This is a genomic window from Rhizobium sp. MHM7A (assembly GCF_005862215.1).
GTDB lineage: Bacteria > Pseudomonadota > Alphaproteobacteria > Rhizobiales > Rhizobiaceae > Rhizobium > Rhizobium bangladeshense.
The window spans coordinates 16,136-30,847 of record NZ_VCHT01000013.1 but is presented as its reverse complement, the minus strand read 5'-3'; the positions used below and the strand labels follow the sequence as shown (position 1 = coordinate 30,847).

Genomic DNA, 14,712 nt, shown 5'->3' with positions numbered 1-14,712 from the left:
GCCGGATGGCACTCGCTCGGCGGCCATAGAAGGTAGCGCGTCAGATCCGGCGTGATAAAGCGGCAAGCGCCATCGCCGACGACCAGATCAGCGGCTTACATCAGAAATGAGCCGGCAGCGCCGGCAAGCACTGCGATGCCACTCACGATGGCGAGCCGCACCACATAGCCAAGGCTTCCCGCGCTTGCTGCAAGCCCGGTTTTCGCAAGAAGATTGGCGAAGGCAGCGACTGCTATGGCATGTGCAGCCGCATCCAGCGACACGTTCGGAAGCTTGGCAATCGAAAGCGTTATCGCGTCGAGGTCGCCCAGCCCTGTGATGAAGGCGACCACCGCCAGCGACTGTGTTCCGAAGAATTCCAAAGCCGCTCGCGTCACGATGGTGACGGCGGCAAGAAGAAGAGCAAAGCGTAGAACGACAATCACCTCCAGCGGGTTTTTCGGTGAAAAATCGGGGCTGTCACCGGAGCGCGGCGACAAGCCGGCGAGACCACCTCCAATGGCAAGCACCGCTGCAGCCGAGCCGAGCACTGCTGCAAGCTCCTCCAGCACCGCCGGTGCGATTACCCCGCAAATCAAAAGCACCCGGCTCAGCGATACGGCCCCGGCCATCATCGCTCCCGCTGAAAGCAGCGGCGAGAGGGCGGGCATCTGCTTGGACTGCCGTGCAAAGGAGAGAGTCAGGGCCGTCGAGGAGACGACACCCCCACAGGCTCCTGTCAGGAGCAGTCCGGCTCTGGCGTCGGTGAGCCTGATCATCACATAGCCCGCAAATGAAACCGCTCCTACGAATATGGTCAGCATCCACAGTTCGAAGGGGTTGATCATCTGCCAGGGATCAATGGCCTCGTTGGGAAGAACTGGAAGAATGACGACGGTCATCGTCAACAGGATCAGGGCGGCTCTCAGCTCAAGCCAGGTCAGCTTCCGCAGAAATCCGTGCAGTGGCTCCCGCGCCGCCAGAAGTGCCGTCATTGCGACCGCGCTCGCCGCGGTCGTCGTCATGTCTGCAACGACAGCTCCGAAACCGAGCGCAAACACCGTAATTGCGGCAATGGCGCCGGTTGCGCTGTAGTCACCCTCCCGCAACGCCTGCACGCGGCTGAAAACAAGGGTCGTGATGCCAAAGAATACGAAGATTGCCGTCGGCAGGATCGGTCCCGTGACCGGTTGCAGGAAGCCGCAAAAGCCGCCGAGGAAACTCGAGAGGCCGTAGGTGCGAATGCCCGCCACTCTCTTGCCCGACGCGGCCTCGCGCTCTTGCCATCCACGCTCGATGCCGACGAGTATGCCGATCGCAAGCGCAAGGCTGAGACGTTGAAAGGCATCAGCCATCACCAATGAAGTCATCATGCGAAGATCCAGTTCTCGCCGGCGCCGCCGCCCCCCGGCGGCCTTATGCCCAATTTGCCGGAATAAGCTCGCATGTCGATCTCCTTGCCCCTGCAATCCATCCACACCCATGCGGCCCGGTCATTGCGATTGCTCAATCACCTCATCTGTCCATGACGTCGCAATGAGCAGATTCCGCTTGATGCAGATCAACGAGATCTTCCGCCGCGGCGATAGTCTTGAAGAAGAAGAGAGGACTCTGCCATGGTCAATAACGCGCCCTTGATACCGGAGCAGGCGCTGCCTGCTTCCGCAAGAAATCTTTTCCTCGCGGCCTACAGTCTGAATACCGAAGCATCGCGGACGATGCTACGTTGTCAGATCGAGCTACTGGCTTCATTCCGGCGCCGGCTTCAACTTTACCAGGTCTTCCTGGACGACCTTGCTGAAAGTGCAGAACTGAACGATACATTCGAGGTCGTAGCCGACTTTGCACAGAATGCCTTGGCCGAAGCACCTCGAGAGACTGCGCGACTGGCGGGGATCTCATCGAAAATGGGGGTGGTCTCCGCAAAGGTGGTGCGCAAGCTGGCGGATGAGACCGTCAAAGACCTAGGCGCCCGCACCTGCGCTTGATGCGTCTGCCTTTCAGCGGGCTGCTTCGTCTTCAGCCTCTTCCAGAGCTGCCCTTAACAGTTGGAGCGCGAACTCCTCTGCAGCCTTTTCGTCATCAGCGCATAGCTTCAACGGGGCGCACCGCTTCTTCAGATTGCGGACAAGTCTCCGTCGAAGCCTCGGAACCAGGCGCGATTCCGCTTTGGCGAGAAGCTCCTGCAAACAGGTGACGGCAACCGCCTCGAACATGACAAGCTTGCCTTCGACTTCGCCTTGCGAAGGAATGGGCAACCGCTCACCGCCCCGTTTGAAGTCTCTCTCTGTCGACAGCATTTGCGGCCTCCTAACCGGTGGCAGACCTTCACTCCGAATTCCGCGATCAGGACGTCCACGTTCTGTCCATCTAGAAGCAATTTACCGGATAGGAATCCCTATCGCTTTGACGAAGGTCAAGGAACCCAGGGCCATGGCGACTATCCTTGTCGTATCCAACCACAGAGGTATATCGACATGACCATCAGGACGGTACTAAGCATCCTCAGCGTTCACCAGTTCGAGGAAGATCTCAAAACCGCGATCGACTTCTGCGGCGCCCATGGCGCGCATCTGAATGCGCTGGTGATCTCGTTGGGAGCTGCTCCAACGGTAGGCAATTATAACACCATCTCTTCTGTCTGGCTCGACGAACGTCAGCGCGAAATCGAGGTCCTGTCCCGGAGGACAGACGAGATCAAGACTACGCTCGACCGAAGCGAGATCTCCTACGAGGTCCAGGACGTCTACACCGAATTCGCATGGGCCGACGAAGATATCGCCGAAAGGGCGCTCTATGCCGACGTCGTCCTGGTCGGGCGGCAGGCGGCCCGAGACGAAGATCTCCGCAAACGCATCATCGATGGTGCTCTCTTCCAGACGCCGACCCCGATCCTCATCAACCGCGGAACACGGGCGATGACTGCCTCCGTGAGGTCGGTTTTGCTGGCATGGGATTCGAGCGACGAAGCGTCGCGCGCCGCCCGGCAGTCGCTTGATCTGCTCAAGCAAGCCGACACCGTTTACGTGACCATGGTGGATCCGGTGGCGCGGATCCGCGCAAACGGCGAGGAACCGGGCGCCGACATTGCTGCCTATCTTGCCCGTCACGGGGTAAAGGTGCAGGTGGACCGCATTGCAAGCGGCGGCCATTCGGCAGACCAGGTCCTGCGGCAGCACGCTATCGATGTGTCCGCCGATCTCATCGTCATGGGCGCCTATAATCATCCCCGCTGGCAGCAGACGATCTTTGGCGGGGTGACCCGCAGCATGATCGAAGAAAGCAGGATGCCGATCTTCATGGCCCATTGAACCGGCAGGCGCTCAGCCGGCCCTGCGTCTCACACCTTGTTATGCATGTCGCCCGGTTGCTGCACACGTCCGGGCGATATGCATGAGTCTAGTCGATGGCAAAAGCGGCGCGGCCCGACAACGTCCGGACAAGGATGCCGAAAAAGATGTGCGGAGATTCGGCAAGGACCGGAACCTCTTTCGGCCTGAGCGAACCGATTTCCCACCAGTCCAGGTGCTTCTGCAGTATTTCCCAGGCGTGCAGACGCTCGCTTCGCCAGAGGTCGGTGTCCGGAAACTCCTCGAACTTTCCTTCGGCTATAACGCTCGTCCAGCCTTTGCCCACCCGCGTGTCCACCTGCAGGCACACCCTGTCGTTTTCCCGCATCCCTTCCACTTTGCGGCCGGGCATCGAAAAACAATATGCGACGCCATCTTGATAGGAGAAATAGATGGGAACGACATAGGGCTGGCCGCCCTTGCAGCAGGCCAGGTGCCCTATTCTTGTCTCTCCCAGGACGGCGTGGCATTCGGCCAGCGTTAACTCCCGTAAACCCAATGACATGAGACGCTCCTTTCGGGTGTTCGAGGAGTCACTGTAGGCCGACCGCCCTTTCGCGCATTGATGAAGAGCAAAGTCGAATTGGCCGGAGCGGGGCCGACTGGGAGCTTGGGCAACAGAAGGAATTTGCTCCGGCAGAATGCTTCAAGCCAATGAGGAAAGTCTCTCGTCTACCAGGCGGGCACAGGTCACGCAGTAGGGCGTATAGGGGATGGCTTCCAACCGGCTGGGGTGGATCGGTGCAAGACATCTGACGCAGCGACCGAAGCTTCCGCGCTTCAGCCGTTCGAGGGCCGCCTCGATCAATGAGATTTGCTCACCTGCTTCCCTTCGCATTTCGGTCAGCACCTGATCGTTCTCGATCTGGGTAACTCTATCTTCGCTATCCGGATCCAGCGCAGCACCGAGATCGGCATCGATCACCGACAGCCGGCGTTGCAGATCCGCTTTCATGGTGTTCAGCTTGTTTTCTATCTCTTCGTTTTTCATCGACGGCTTTCCCGCTGTGGAAAGCGCGGCACCTGCCGCGCTCTATCGGTACACACAGCCGGCCGGTGGCCGGTCATTACGCTACGGTCATTACCGTACGGCTGCGGAGGAATGCCGCATTGATCGGTGTCAATGGGGTGGGAGATGCCCAGTTTGAGACATGTCAATGCGCATTCCGGGTCGAGTGCCAGAGTGGTAATATCAGACGGCCATTCTCTTCTTCGGGTGTACACCATGAAACGGCATATCTTTCTTCCGCTCCTCACTTATCCGGATGCCACTTCGGAAAGCATGATCACCAATGCGATCATGCTCGCGCGCCACATGCAGGCGACGCTGACCGTCTGCGCAGTGGAGATTACCATTCCCGACGTCTCCAATGCCCTGTCCTCACTGATCATCGATGCGGCACGAATGGCGCGGGAAGCGGGAGCGCTAAGCCGCAAGCATGCTTCGACGCTGACGCAGAAAGCGGTCGATGAGGCAAGGACGGCTTCCGTCGATCTACGCACCCGCGCGATCAAAGTTGAAGAGCCATTCGTCGTCGACGCGCTGGCGGAAGCCTCGCGGGCCTACGATCTCGTGCTTCTGGAATTGACAGGCCTCTCCCGTCCGATCGTCGAGGCGGTGCTGTTCGGATCGGGGCGGCCGCTCATCCTCTATCCGCCGGCGCCTTTCGGCGGCCGGATCGATCATATCGCCATCGCCTGGGATGGCAGCCGCGCGGCTGCGCGGGCGTCCCATGATGCCTCCGTCTTCCTGGAGCAGGCTTCCAACGTTTGGCTGCTTTCCGTGACCGACGAGAAGCCGGTGACGCACGAGACAGGCGACTATCTCATCGAAAACCTGCTAAAGAGCGGTGTGACGGCGGAGGCGGCGCGACTGCGCGCACACGGCAAGCCGGTCGGGGAGGTCCTTCAGAGCAAGGCCTTCGAATTGCGGGCCGATCTTCTCGTCATGGGTGGCTTCGGCCATTCGCGCCTGCGGGAATTCGTGCTCGGCGGCGCGACGGAGGCAGTGCTGACCAGCATTACCCTGCCTGTCCTGCTATCGCATTGAGACACGGCATGCGATCAGGGGATCGGCTTCGACTGGCTCTCGAACTGATTGTCAACGCCACGAAGGCCACGTGCCTCATAACCCGCGGCTTGTCGCTCAGCAGGAAGCAGCTCCTCAGTCTCGGCGCAGCGTCTTACCGGACTCCGCATCGAACAGATGAAGCTTGCCCGGCCGGGCAGCTATTGTTACGACCTGCCCCGGCTCGAAATCGTGACGTTCGGACAGCACCGCCACAAGCTCACCGGATCCGTAGCGCAGGAATACCATCGTCTCGTGGCCCGTGGGTTCGGTGACGTTGACGGTCGTCGTCAAGCCGCTTGGAGCGAGTGACAGATGTTCCGGCCGCACGCCCAGGCGCACAGCCTGACCATCGGATGCCTCCGGCGTGAAACCGAGCGCGATCTCGTCGCCTGTCTCCGTGACAAAAACGGCACCGTCGGCCTTGTAGCGGCCTTTCAGCAGATTCATCGACGGCGAACCGATGAAGGTGGCCACGAATGTATTGCGGGGACGATCATAGAGTTCCAGCGGCGTTCCGGTCTGTTCGATCTTGCCGCCCTGCATGACGACGATCTTGTCCGCCATGGTCATCGCTTCGACCTGATCATGGGTCACGTAGATCGTCGTAGTTCTCAGCCTTTGGTGGAGCTCTTTGATCTCCTTGCGCATCTGCACGCGCAGCTTGGCGTCGAGGTTCGACAGGGGCTCATCGAACAGGAAGACCTGCGGCGACCTGACGATGGCTCGTCCCATCGCCACGCGCTGCCGCTGGCCGCCGGAGAGCTGGCGAGGGTAGCGGTCGAGATAAGGCACGAGGTCGAGTGTTTCGGCGGCAGCCTGCAGGCGCTGCTTGATGACTTCGGTCGGCTGCTTCTGCAGGCGCAGCGCAAAGACCATATTTTCGGCAACGGTCTTGTGCGGATAGAGCGCATAGCTCTGGAAGACCATCGCGATGTCGCGGTCCTTTGGCGGCAGATTGTTGACGATCTTCCCGCCGATCGAGATGGTGCCGCCGGTGATGCTTTCGAGCCCTGCGACCATACGCAGCAAAGTCGACTTGCCGCAACCGGACGGGCCGACGAGCACCACAAACTCGCCGTCGCGAATGTCTATATCGACCCCATGCAGGATATTTAAGGCGCCATAGGCCTTTCGCGCCTCTGAAATATTGACCTCAGCCATATGCCTCCCACTCGCTTTACAGCAGCCCGGAAGAATTCCGGGCGCCCGCGCATCTCCCGACAGATTACAGCGACTCAGGGCCAGCAAAAGCAGCGCTGCGCCATGACCTGAATTACCCGTCGAGCCTCCTCCATGAAACGTTTCATTTTTTATTGACTTTTTCCGCTTGCCGTCTAATGCTCGATGGCGAGACCGAGAGGAGCGGTTTCAAACAAGAATTATGAAACGTTTCATTTTCTTGTTTACCAGATAGTTCTGCACGAGACCAGTCCCAAAATCGGCCGGAGCCTTCCGGAACACTGGCTGGCGGCAGCGCACCAAACGTGGAGGAGGAAGACATGAAAATCGAGATTTACGATGCATTGATGCGCCGTCAGGCAAGTCGCCGCGACGTTTTGCGCGGAACGGCAAGTGCGGCGGCTCTGCTTGGCCTGTCCAGCGCGATGGCCGGAATTCCTGGCATGGCCTTGGCTGCCGATGATCTGCGGGCCCAGATTCTGCAAATTCCAGGCGTCGGCAAGGGGTCTCCGACCGATGCAGACTGGCAGAAGGTTGGCGAGCTCTGCCTCGGCCCGACAAAGGCCAATGTCAAGCAGGGGGAATTCGCCGGCGTCGAGCTGACCTTCATGGGGCTCAACAACCAGAACCTCCACAACTTCCTGTTCCGCGGCTTCCTGAAGCCTTGGGAAGCCTATACCGGCGCCAAGATCAACTGGATCGACCTCGCTCAGGCCGATTACAACGCCCGCCTTCAGCAGTCGATCGCAACCGGCACTGTTGATTTCGACATCCTTGAAATGGGCGCTCCCTTCGAAGGTGATACAGCCGGACGCGGGCTTCTCGACGAGATGCCCGACTGGGCTGCAAAGCAAATCGAAGCCGACGACCTGGTGAGCTACCTGAAGCCGCCGGTCGGCACCTGGGACGGCAAGAACTATCGCGTCACGATCGACGGCGACTGCCACACCTTCGCCTATCGCAAGGACTATTTCGGTGAAGGCTCGATCAGCGGCATGGCCGAACCGCCGAAGACCTGGCAGGATGTCAACGCAGCGTCCAAGGCGCTGATCGGCAAGACCGATCCGCTGACCGGCCAGCCGGCCTACGGCTATCTCGACCCGCTTAAGGGCTGGGGCGGCTTCGGCTTCTATTTCATCGAAAACCGTGCGACGGCCTATGCCAAATATCCCGGCGATCCGGCCTGGCTGTTCGACCCCGAAAATATGAAGCCGCTGGTTAATAACCCCGCCTGGGTCCAGGCGATCCAGGACGTCTTGGATCTGATCGCAGCCAAGGCCTATCCGGCCGATCAGATCAATGCGGACCCCGGCACCACGGCCTTCTCGCAGTTTCTGGCAGGCACCGGTGCAATGCTGATGTGGTGGGGCGATGTTGGCTCCGGCGCCCGCACATCCGATACCTCGGTCGTCGGCGACGTGGTCGGCTTCGGCATCAACCGCGGCTCCAACCGCGTCTACAACCGCAAGTCCGGGCAGTGGGAAGACAAGTATAACGAGGCGCCCAACATGGCCTACATCGGCTGGGGCATCTACGTCACCAAGCGGGTCTCCAGCGACGAGAAGAAGCGCAAGGCGGCCTGGTCTGCTGCCGCCCATCTCGGCGGCAAGGATCTGTCCCTTTGGACCTCGGCCTATCCCTCCGGCTTCCAGCCCTATCGTCAGTCCCACTTCAACTATGACGAATGGGAAAAGGCCGGTTACGACCGCGCCTATATCGAGGATTATCTGGGTTCGAACGCCGACAGTTACAATCACCCGAACGCCGCGATCGAACCGCGCATCCCCGGCATCTTCCAATACTACTCCGTCGCCGAGGACGAATTGGCGAAGGGCTTTGCCGGACAATACAAGTCGGCGCAGGAAACGGCGGATGCGATTGCAGCCGCCTGGGAAAAGATCACCGACCAGATCGGCCGCGATAGCCAGCTGAAGCTGTATCGGGCGAGCCTCGGGCTCTGATCGTTTGACATAACGCGCTGGCGGACCGGAAGGCTCCGCCAGCGCCCATCCTGTCTGGGCGAGGAATATCAATGTCGACAGTCGAAGGCGACCTGCTCCACACGGTCGAAGCCGGCTCCATTTCCGCGAGCCGCCGTCTCTGGGGCCGCTCGGCTCTGTGGCTCAGCGCCATATGGTTCATGGCATCTTTTGTGTTGCAGGCCGTCCACGAACTCGGCTGGACCGATTGGGGCTTTGCCAATTGGCGGCCGATTCTCTACGCCTATTTCATCTGGGCCGCGGTTCTTTGCGTCACCCGCGTCGTCATATACGGAGAGGCCGGCAAGAAGGCGCTCTTTGTGCTGCCGGCAGCACTTTTCGTCGTATCGATGGTGGTCTTCCCGCTGCTCTTTGCGCTCTGGATCGGCTTCTCCGACTGGAACCTCGCCTCTTCGGCCGGGCGGCGCTTCAACGGGCTCGACAATGTGCGCCGGATGATCGCCGATCCGTTCTATGCCAACGCCCTGCTCAACATGATCCTTTATTGCCTCGCGATTGCCGTCGAATATGCAATCGCCTTCGGCCTGGCGCTGCTTCTCAACCAGGAAATCATTGCCCGAAAGTTCTGGCGCGTCACCTTCCTCGTGCCCTTGATGTTGTCGCCGGTCGCGGTGAGCTGGATGGTGGGCAAGTCGATGCTGGAAACCCGTTTCGGCCCGATCGCGCGCATGGCCCGCTGGCTCGGTTGGGAAAACCCGTCCTTTTTTGGTGATCCGCTGACGGCGCGCCTTTGGATCATGATCATGGACGCCTGGACCTTCATTCCCTTCATGATGATCATGCTGCTGGCCGGATTGCAGGCCTTGTCGAGGGAGGTGCTGGAGGCGGCCGAAGTCGACGGCGCCACCAAGTGGCAACGCTTCTGGCAGGTGATTTTCCCGCTGATGCTGCCGGTGTCGGTCACGGCGGTGATGATCCGCATCATCTTCAAGCTTAAGCTCGCCGACATCATCATCACCGTGACATCGGGAGGTCCCGGCGGGGCGACGGACTCCGTCACCAGTTTCATCTATCGCGAATACCGCGACCGTTCGAATGTGGGATACGGAACCTTGCTGGCGCTCGTCTACCTCGTGATCATCGTCGTCGCCATGACGGTGCTGATGAAGATCTCCGACCGCATCGTGAAGCGGATGACAGGAAGGCTCTGATGGTTCGCATCGACTTCGAAAAATATGGGCGCGGTCAACGCATTCGCTGGTGGGCCATGCGTTTGGCCGTCTACGGCCTGCTCGTCATCTGGGCGTGTGTCTGCATCTTCCCGCTGTTCTGGACGGTTTCGACCTCGTTCAAGACGGCCGCAGATGTCATGCGCGGCAATCTGATCCCATGGGCGAATTTCGCGCCGAACTGGCTGGGCTGGCGCTCGCTCGGCCTCTCTCCCGATACGATTTCCCAGATATCAACCGTACGTGACGAGTTCATGCGCAGGCTTTGGAACAGCGTCATCATCTCCGTCACCGCTTCCGCCCTTGCCGTCGTGCTCGGATCGCTCGCGGCTTACGGCCTTAGCCGCTTTTCCTACAAATTCGGCCATATGCGCAATTCCGACATTTCCTTTTTCTTCCTGTCGCAGCTCATCATGCCCCCTGTCGTCCTCGCCCTGCCGTTCCTAGTGCTCTACAAGGAACTGGCGCTGCTCGACACTTATGCCGGAATGATCGCAGTTTATACGCTTATGGTGCTACCGATCGTCGTCTGGATCATGCGCGACCAGTTCGCGACCATTCCGGTAGAGCTCGAGGAGGCGGCCCTGGTCGATGGCCTGTCGATCTGGGGCGCGTTTGCCCGCATCATCGTGCCGCTCGTTCTACCGGGTATGGTGGCCGCCTTCCTTCTGGCGCTGATCCTGTGCTGGAACGAATATTTCTTTGCCGCACTGCTGACCTCCACCAATACGAACACGCTGCCGGTCATGATTGCGAGCCAGACAGGCAGCCAGGGCATCAACTGGTGGTCGATGGCCGCCCTTTCCACCGCTGGAATCCTTCCGCTGGTCATTGTTGGCGTCGTTTTGGAAAAGCACATCATCGCCGGGATGACCGCGGGAGCGGTAAAATAGCTGCGGGACGTTTGAAAATGTCAAAGATGCCCACAGTCAAGGATGTCGCCGAATATGCGGGCGTATCCGTGGGCACGGTTTCGCGTGTCCTGTCGGGCGAAGCCGCGGTCAAACCGTTGCTGCGTGAAAGGGTCAACGACGCCATTTCGGCCCTCGGTTACCGGCCGAACGTGACCGCAAGAGCCTTGCGCACCAGCAGAACCGACGTCATAGGCCTCGTCGTTCCCGACATCACCAATCCTTTCTTTGCACAGCTTGCGGCAAGCGTCGAGCGTGCGGCGCTCGAATGCGGCCACAGCCTGATGCTGGCGAGCTCGCATAACGACAGCGAGGCGGAGCAGAGCCACGTTTCGGCTTTTCTCGACCGATCGGTGCGCGGCATCATCGTGGTGGCTTCAAGCGACGGTTCAGGTCTCGATCTGCCAGCCTCGGTGCCGGTCATATCGCTGGACCGGCGCTTCGGCACCTTTCCCCTGGTTTCGACCAACCATGCGCAGGCGGCCACGCTGATCGCCGATCATCTTTATGGGCTGGGGCATCGCCGCATCGCCTATATCGCCGGGCCGACCGACACCGAAGCAGGGCGCATGCGCAAGGAGGCCTTCGTCAGCCGCATGGACGGGTTCGGCAAGACCGGCGAGCCTGTCGAACTGGAAATCGCCTATGGCAGATTCGACTACGAGTCCGGCGAAAGAATTGCCCGCGAGCTGCTTTCGTACCCGCCGCAGGACCGGCCAACGGCGATTGCGGCCGCCAGCGACCAGCAGGCGATCGGCGCGTTGCGCGCCGCCCGCGACCTCAAGATCGATGTGCCGCGAAAACTGTCCGTCACAGGTTTCGACGACATTTCGCTTGCCAATCTCGTGGTGCCGCGGCTGACAACCATACGTCAGCCGGCCGACATGCTGGCACGGCGCGCAGTCAGCCTTCTCCTGGAGGAACCGCCTGGCAAGGGGGACGAAATGGTAGACGGATCGCTGATCGTGCGCGGTTCGAGCGGCCCGTGCCCGCAACCCGGCGCATCGGGCCGAAAATGAGGCGCTGTTTTGTGCGCACGAAAGGCGCACGGCGCTCCATGCCGGATATCGCCGGACAACAGAAATTGAAGCACGGCCGGCGTTCCGGCTAGAGAAAGGATGGAGATCAATGCTCAAGGGAATTCGGGCCGAACTCAACGGCGACATTCTTCAAGCACTTTGCAACATGGGACACGGTGACTATCTCGTCATCTCCGACATGAATTTTCCATCGGATTCGATAGCCCGCCAGACGCGTTTGGGGAAGCTGCTGACAATGGAGAACATTCCCGCGCCGCAGGCGATCGACGCCATCCTTTCGGTGCTGCCTCTGGACACACCGATCCAGCCTTCGGTTGGCCGTATGGAAGTGATCGGCAAGCCGGATGAAATTCCGCCGATTCAACAGGAAGTGCAGGCGATCGTCGACCGCGCCGAAAGCAAGCCTTCGCCGATGTATCCCGTCGAACGCATGGCGTTCTACGACATCGCCAAAAAGGCCTATTGCGTGATCGCAACCGGGGAGCTGCGGTTCTACGGATGCTTCCTTTTGACCAAGGGCGTCATTCCAGCGGAAGAGGCGGTCAGATGAGCGAGAAAAGCGGGATCGTCATTCTTGGCATTTTCGCCGCCGACACCGCCTATAAGGCAAAGCGCCTGCCCTATATTGCCGAGACGTTGATGGGGTCAGGTTTCACGCTCGGGCCGGGAGGCAAGGGCTCCAACCAGGCAATTGCCGCGGCAAAGGCAGGCGGCAAGGTGGCTTTCATTTCACGGGTCGGCGACGACGCGTTCGGCGCGATGGCGCTTGCGGCCTATGCGGAGGCGGGCGTCAAAGCCAATGTGATGAAGATGGAAGGCGTTTCCACGGGTGCCGCCTTCATCTTCGTCGACGAAGTGAGCGGCGACAACGCCATCATCGTGGTGCCGGGCGCCGCGGGGCTGATCGGCATCGAAGATGTCGAAGCCAACCGGGCGGCGATCGAAAGCGCCGCTATTTTCATGACACAGCTCGAACAGCCGCTGGAAGCGGCCTTGCACGGCCTGTCGATCGCGAAAAGGGCAGGGGCCATTACGATCTTCAACCCCGCGCCGGCCGGCGCCATCCCGGACAGCATCTACGGCTTGTGCGATTTCATCGTCCCCAATGAAGTCGAAGCGGCGGAATTGGTGGGCCATGCTATCGAAACTGATGAGCAGGCACGGGCGGCGGCGCGCACGCTGGTCGATCGGGGGGCGAAAGCAGCGGTCATCACGCTCGGCGCTCGCGGTGCGCTCTATCACACAGCCGGGCAGAGCGAATTTGTCTCCGCATTTTCGGCGGGAAACGTCGTCGACACAACCGGAGCCGGCGACGCCTTTCTCGGCGGGTTCGCGACAGCGATTTCCGAAGGTCAGGCGCCGATCGAGGCCGTCCGCTTCGGCTGCGCGACCGCCGCAATCGCGGTAACACGGCCGGGCACAGCCCCCGCCATGCCTTCTCGCGCCGAGATCACTGCCTTGCTGCGCCCCTGATGATTGGACGTTGCAGGGGATTTCGGCGAGGCGCGTCAGCCTCGCCATCTCCTGAAACCGTCAATCGAGCCTGGCGGTAAAGACATAGCCGACGCCGCGAACGGCCTTGATGAATTGCGGCTTCTTCGGGTCCGTCTCGATCTTGCGCCGCAGCCGGACGATCTGGGCATCGATCGTCCGGTCGAACGCTTCGAGGCTTCGGCCTCTGGTCAGGTCCATCAGCACGTCGCGGGTCAGAACCCGTCCGGCATGCCGGACAAAGGTCGTCAGCATATCGAATTCGCCGGTCGTCAGTTCGATTTCCGTGCCTTCGGGGTCGAGAAGCTGGCGGCGACTGAGGTTGAGTTTCCACTCCTCGAAGCCGATGATTTCCTCGCCAGTCGCTTCGGCGCTGCGGGCAGGAGATTGGCGGCGGCGCAGGATCGATTTCAGGCGCGCATGGACTTCTCGGAGATGGAAGGGCTTGGCGATGTAATCGTCGGCGCCGACCTCTAGACCGACGATTCGATCGACGACGTCGTCGCGGCCCGTCAGCATCATGATCGGCACATCGGAATGGGCGCGGATTTCGCGGGCAAGGTCAAGTCCGTCCGTACCGCCGGGAAGAACCAGATCGAGCAGGACGGCGTCGAAATTCTGCTGACGCAAACGCAACCGCATCTCGGTGCCGTCGGCGGCGGAGGAGACCGTGTAACCCTCATCCTCGAAATAGCGCGTCAACATCTGGCGGATGCGCGGATCGTCGTCGACGACGAGAAGATGCGCGTCATGCTGAGTTGCTGCCATCGTCCATCCGCCAAGCCGTTGCTCGTTACAGATCCTGTTCAATGGCATCGTCTTTAACATGCCGGTCAAGCTGGTGTCACCAGCACGCAGTCCATTGTCCTCATCGGACGCCGGAAACTGTTCCGGGCAAGATCACACCGATCCGGCGTCGTGGAGCCGATGGCGGACCGCCTGTATCGGGACCGGGGCTGGAGAGGACTGCCACGCGCAGAGCCATCCGCGGACATCGTTCGCCGTGATCAGAATGGTGTTGCCGCTCGTCGAGGCAAGGCGGCGCGCGGCGATTTGGCAGAAGGTTTCGACGTATTGGAGAAGGCGGAATTCCGTCGCCCGCGGCGGCGAGGCCACCGAGAGCAATGCCCGCCGCGACACGACGATGGTCTTCATGTCGGGTCCGAACCACACGTCGATGCGCCCCGACTTGTCGTTCACGTCGAGACTTGCTGTGACGATTTCATATGGCATTCCACTCGCTCCGGATCATCGCTTCGTCGCTGCGGCCTCTCCCATTTTCTCCAAGCTACGACGCCGGTCGAATGACGCTTTGACCTCGATCAAGTGGAAGGGCGAAGGGGTCGGCACCGAACATTCGCTCCGTGACCGCCCGCGATGCTTCAAGGTAATGGGCCCTATTTCGTCCTGAGTGTCGGAACGACACGCTAGCCGGCTCGGGCAACGAATATGTGGATGATCTCGCGGCGGCGGCATCATCATTGATTTGGAACAAGGAAGACATCTCGGTCCACGCGCACAA

16 protein-coding genes are annotated in these 14,712 nt (G+C 60.4%); 9 read left to right on the top strand and 7 right to left on the bottom strand.

What is annotated here, in order from left to right; translation table 11 throughout:
- Positions 1-95 precede the first annotated feature (95 nt).
- Positions 96-1,352 carry a DUF4010 domain-containing protein gene (locus tag FFR93_RS30725; RefSeq protein ID WP_138395960.1) on the bottom strand — a complete coding sequence of 419 codons (1,257 nt, stop codon included), beginning with the start codon at positions 1,350-1,352 and terminating at the stop codon, positions 96-98.
- Positions 1,353-1,595: 243 nt separating this feature from the next.
- Here FFR93_RS30725 and FFR93_RS30720 point away from each other — a divergent pair, with 243 nt between their 5' ends.
- Positions 1,596-1,967: a hypothetical protein gene (locus FFR93_RS30720; protein ID WP_138395959.1), complete on the top strand. Its 372-nt coding sequence runs from the start codon at positions 1,596-1,598 to the stop codon at positions 1,965-1,967.
- A gap of 12 nt (positions 1,968-1,979) precedes the next feature.
- Here the strand turns inward: FFR93_RS30720 and FFR93_RS30715 are convergent, their stop codons facing one another.
- On the bottom strand, positions 1,980-2,279 hold the full coding sequence (locus tag FFR93_RS30715; RefSeq protein WP_064709271.1) for a hypothetical protein: 300 nt from the start codon (positions 2,277-2,279) through the stop codon (positions 1,980-1,982).
- Positions 2,280-2,456: 177 nt separating this feature from the next.
- Between FFR93_RS30715 and FFR93_RS30710 the strand changes: the two genes are divergently transcribed.
- A complete protein-coding gene (locus FFR93_RS30710; RefSeq protein ID WP_138395958.1) occupies positions 2,457-3,290 on the top strand; it encodes a universal stress protein in 834 nt (277 codons plus the stop codon).
- A gap of 88 nt (positions 3,291-3,378) precedes the next feature.
- Here FFR93_RS30710 and FFR93_RS30705 read toward each other — a convergent pair whose 3' ends face one another.
- Both FFR93_RS30705 and FFR93_RS30700 read right to left on the bottom strand, forming a co-directional pair.
- Positions 3,379-3,834: a pyridoxamine 5'-phosphate oxidase family protein gene (locus FFR93_RS30705; RefSeq protein WP_138395957.1), complete on the bottom strand. Its 456-nt coding sequence runs from the start codon at positions 3,832-3,834 to the stop codon at positions 3,379-3,381.
- Positions 3,835-3,975: 141 nt separating this feature from the next.
- Positions 3,976-4,320 carry a TraR/DksA C4-type zinc finger protein gene (locus tag FFR93_RS30700; protein ID WP_138395956.1) on the bottom strand — a complete coding sequence of 115 codons (345 nt, stop codon included), beginning with the start codon at positions 4,318-4,320 and terminating at the stop codon, positions 3,976-3,978.
- A 234-nt stretch (positions 4,321-4,554) separates the two neighbouring features.
- Here FFR93_RS30700 and FFR93_RS30695 point away from each other — a divergent pair, with 234 nt between their 5' ends.
- Positions 4,555-5,379 carry a universal stress protein gene (locus FFR93_RS30695; RefSeq protein ID WP_138395955.1) on the top strand — a complete coding sequence of 275 codons (825 nt, stop codon included), beginning with the start codon at positions 4,555-4,557 and terminating at the stop codon, positions 5,377-5,379.
- A 114-nt stretch (positions 5,380-5,493) separates the two neighbouring features.
- On the opposite strand, the gene ugpC is transcribed toward FFR93_RS30695, so the two are convergent.
- Complete coding sequence (ugpC, locus tag FFR93_RS30690) at positions 5,494-6,561, bottom strand: sn-glycerol-3-phosphate ABC transporter ATP-binding protein UgpC (RefSeq protein WP_138395954.1); 1,068 nt, start codon at positions 6,559-6,561, stop codon at positions 5,494-5,496.
- Positions 6,562-6,899: 338 nt separating this feature from the next.
- Here ugpC and FFR93_RS30685 point away from each other — a divergent pair, with 338 nt between their 5' ends.
- The 6 genes from FFR93_RS30685 (at position 6,900) to FFR93_RS30660 (ending at position 13,172) form a co-directional block, all read left to right on the top strand.
- Entirely contained in the window at positions 6,900-8,540 is a 1,641-nt protein-coding gene (locus FFR93_RS30685; protein ID WP_138395953.1) for an extracellular solute-binding protein, read from the top strand.
- Positions 8,541-8,611: 71 nt separating this feature from the next.
- A complete protein-coding gene (locus FFR93_RS30680) occupies positions 8,612-9,730 on the top strand; it encodes a sugar ABC transporter permease (protein ID WP_138395952.1) in 1,119 nt (372 codons plus the stop codon).
- Positions 9,730-10,641, top strand: a complete 912-nt coding sequence (locus FFR93_RS30675) for a carbohydrate ABC transporter permease (protein WP_064709263.1) — start codon at positions 9,730-9,732, stop codon at positions 10,639-10,641. Before FFR93_RS30680 ends, FFR93_RS30675 begins: the two co-directional genes overlap by 1 nt.
- Before the next feature lie 17 nt (positions 10,642-10,658).
- Positions 10,659-11,678, top strand: coding sequence for a LacI family DNA-binding transcriptional regulator (locus FFR93_RS30670; protein WP_138395951.1), 1,020 nt, complete (start codon positions 10,659-10,661; stop codon positions 11,676-11,678).
- Positions 11,679-11,787: 109 nt separating this feature from the next.
- On the top strand, positions 11,788-12,249 hold the full coding sequence (locus FFR93_RS30665) for an RbsD/FucU domain-containing protein (RefSeq protein WP_138395950.1): 462 nt from the start codon (positions 11,788-11,790) through the stop codon (positions 12,247-12,249).
- The gene (locus FFR93_RS30660; protein ID WP_138395949.1) at positions 12,246-13,172 is read left to right on the top strand and encodes a ribokinase; all 927 of its coding nucleotides are present in this window, start codon (positions 12,246-12,248) and stop codon (positions 13,170-13,172) included. The genes FFR93_RS30665 and FFR93_RS30660 overlap by 4 nt, the downstream gene beginning before the upstream one ends.
- A 60-nt stretch (positions 13,173-13,232) precedes the next feature.
- On the opposite strand, the gene FFR93_RS30655 is transcribed toward FFR93_RS30660, so the two are convergent.
- Positions 13,233-13,958, bottom strand: a complete 726-nt coding sequence (locus FFR93_RS30655; protein WP_138395948.1) for a response regulator — start codon at positions 13,956-13,958, stop codon at positions 13,233-13,235.
- A gap of 132 nt (positions 13,959-14,090) precedes the next feature.
- A complete protein-coding gene (locus FFR93_RS30650; RefSeq protein ID WP_138395947.1) occupies positions 14,091-14,423 on the bottom strand; it encodes a hypothetical protein in 333 nt (110 codons plus the stop codon).
- Between the last annotated feature and the right edge of the window lie 289 nt (positions 14,424-14,712).

Coding starts and splice junctions, on each gene's coding strand:
- FFR93_RS30710 (WP_138395958.1), top strand. CDS start 2,457: ATGACCATCAGGACGGTACTAAGCATCCTCAGCGTTCACCAGTTCGAG.
- FFR93_RS30675 (WP_064709263.1), top strand. CDS start 9,730: ATGGTTCGCATCGACTTCGAAAAATATGGGCGCGGTCAACGCATTCGC.
- FFR93_RS30685 (WP_138395953.1), top strand. CDS start 6,900: ATGAAAATCGAGATTTACGATGCATTGATGCGCCGTCAGGCAAGTCGC.
- FFR93_RS30705 (WP_138395957.1), bottom strand. CDS start 3,834: ATGTCATTGGGTTTACGGGAGTTAACGCTGGCCGAATGCCACGCCGTC.
- ugpC (WP_138395954.1), bottom strand. CDS start 6,561: ATGGCTGAGGTCAATATTTCAGAGGCGCGAAAGGCCTATGGCGCCTTA.
- FFR93_RS30665 (WP_138395950.1), top strand. CDS start 11,788: ATGCTCAAGGGAATTCGGGCCGAACTCAACGGCGACATTCTTCAAGCA.
- FFR93_RS30670 (WP_138395951.1), top strand. CDS start 10,659: ATGTCAAAGATGCCCACAGTCAAGGATGTCGCCGAATATGCGGGCGTA.
- FFR93_RS30695 (WP_138395955.1), top strand. CDS start 4,555: ATGAAACGGCATATCTTTCTTCCGCTCCTCACTTATCCGGATGCCACT.
- FFR93_RS30700 (WP_138395956.1), bottom strand. CDS start 4,320: ATGAAAAACGAAGAGATAGAAAACAAGCTGAACACCATGAAAGCGGAT.
- FFR93_RS30650 (WP_138395947.1), bottom strand. CDS start 14,423: ATGCCATATGAAATCGTCACAGCAAGTCTCGACGTGAACGACAAGTCG.
- FFR93_RS30725 (WP_138395960.1), bottom strand. CDS start 1,352: ATGATGACTTCATTGGTGATGGCTGATGCCTTTCAACGTCTCAGCCTT.
- FFR93_RS30720 (WP_138395959.1), top strand. CDS start 1,596: ATGGTCAATAACGCGCCCTTGATACCGGAGCAGGCGCTGCCTGCTTCC.
- FFR93_RS30715 (WP_064709271.1), bottom strand. CDS start 2,279: ATGCTGTCGACAGAGAGAGACTTCAAACGGGGCGGTGAGCGGTTGCCC.
- FFR93_RS30660 (WP_138395949.1), top strand. CDS start 12,246: ATGAGCGAGAAAAGCGGGATCGTCATTCTTGGCATTTTCGCCGCCGAC.
- FFR93_RS30680 (WP_138395952.1), top strand. CDS start 8,612: ATGTCGACAGTCGAAGGCGACCTGCTCCACACGGTCGAAGCCGGCTCC.
- FFR93_RS30655 (WP_138395948.1), bottom strand. CDS start 13,958: ATGGCAGCAACTCAGCATGACGCGCATCTTCTCGTCGTCGACGACGAT.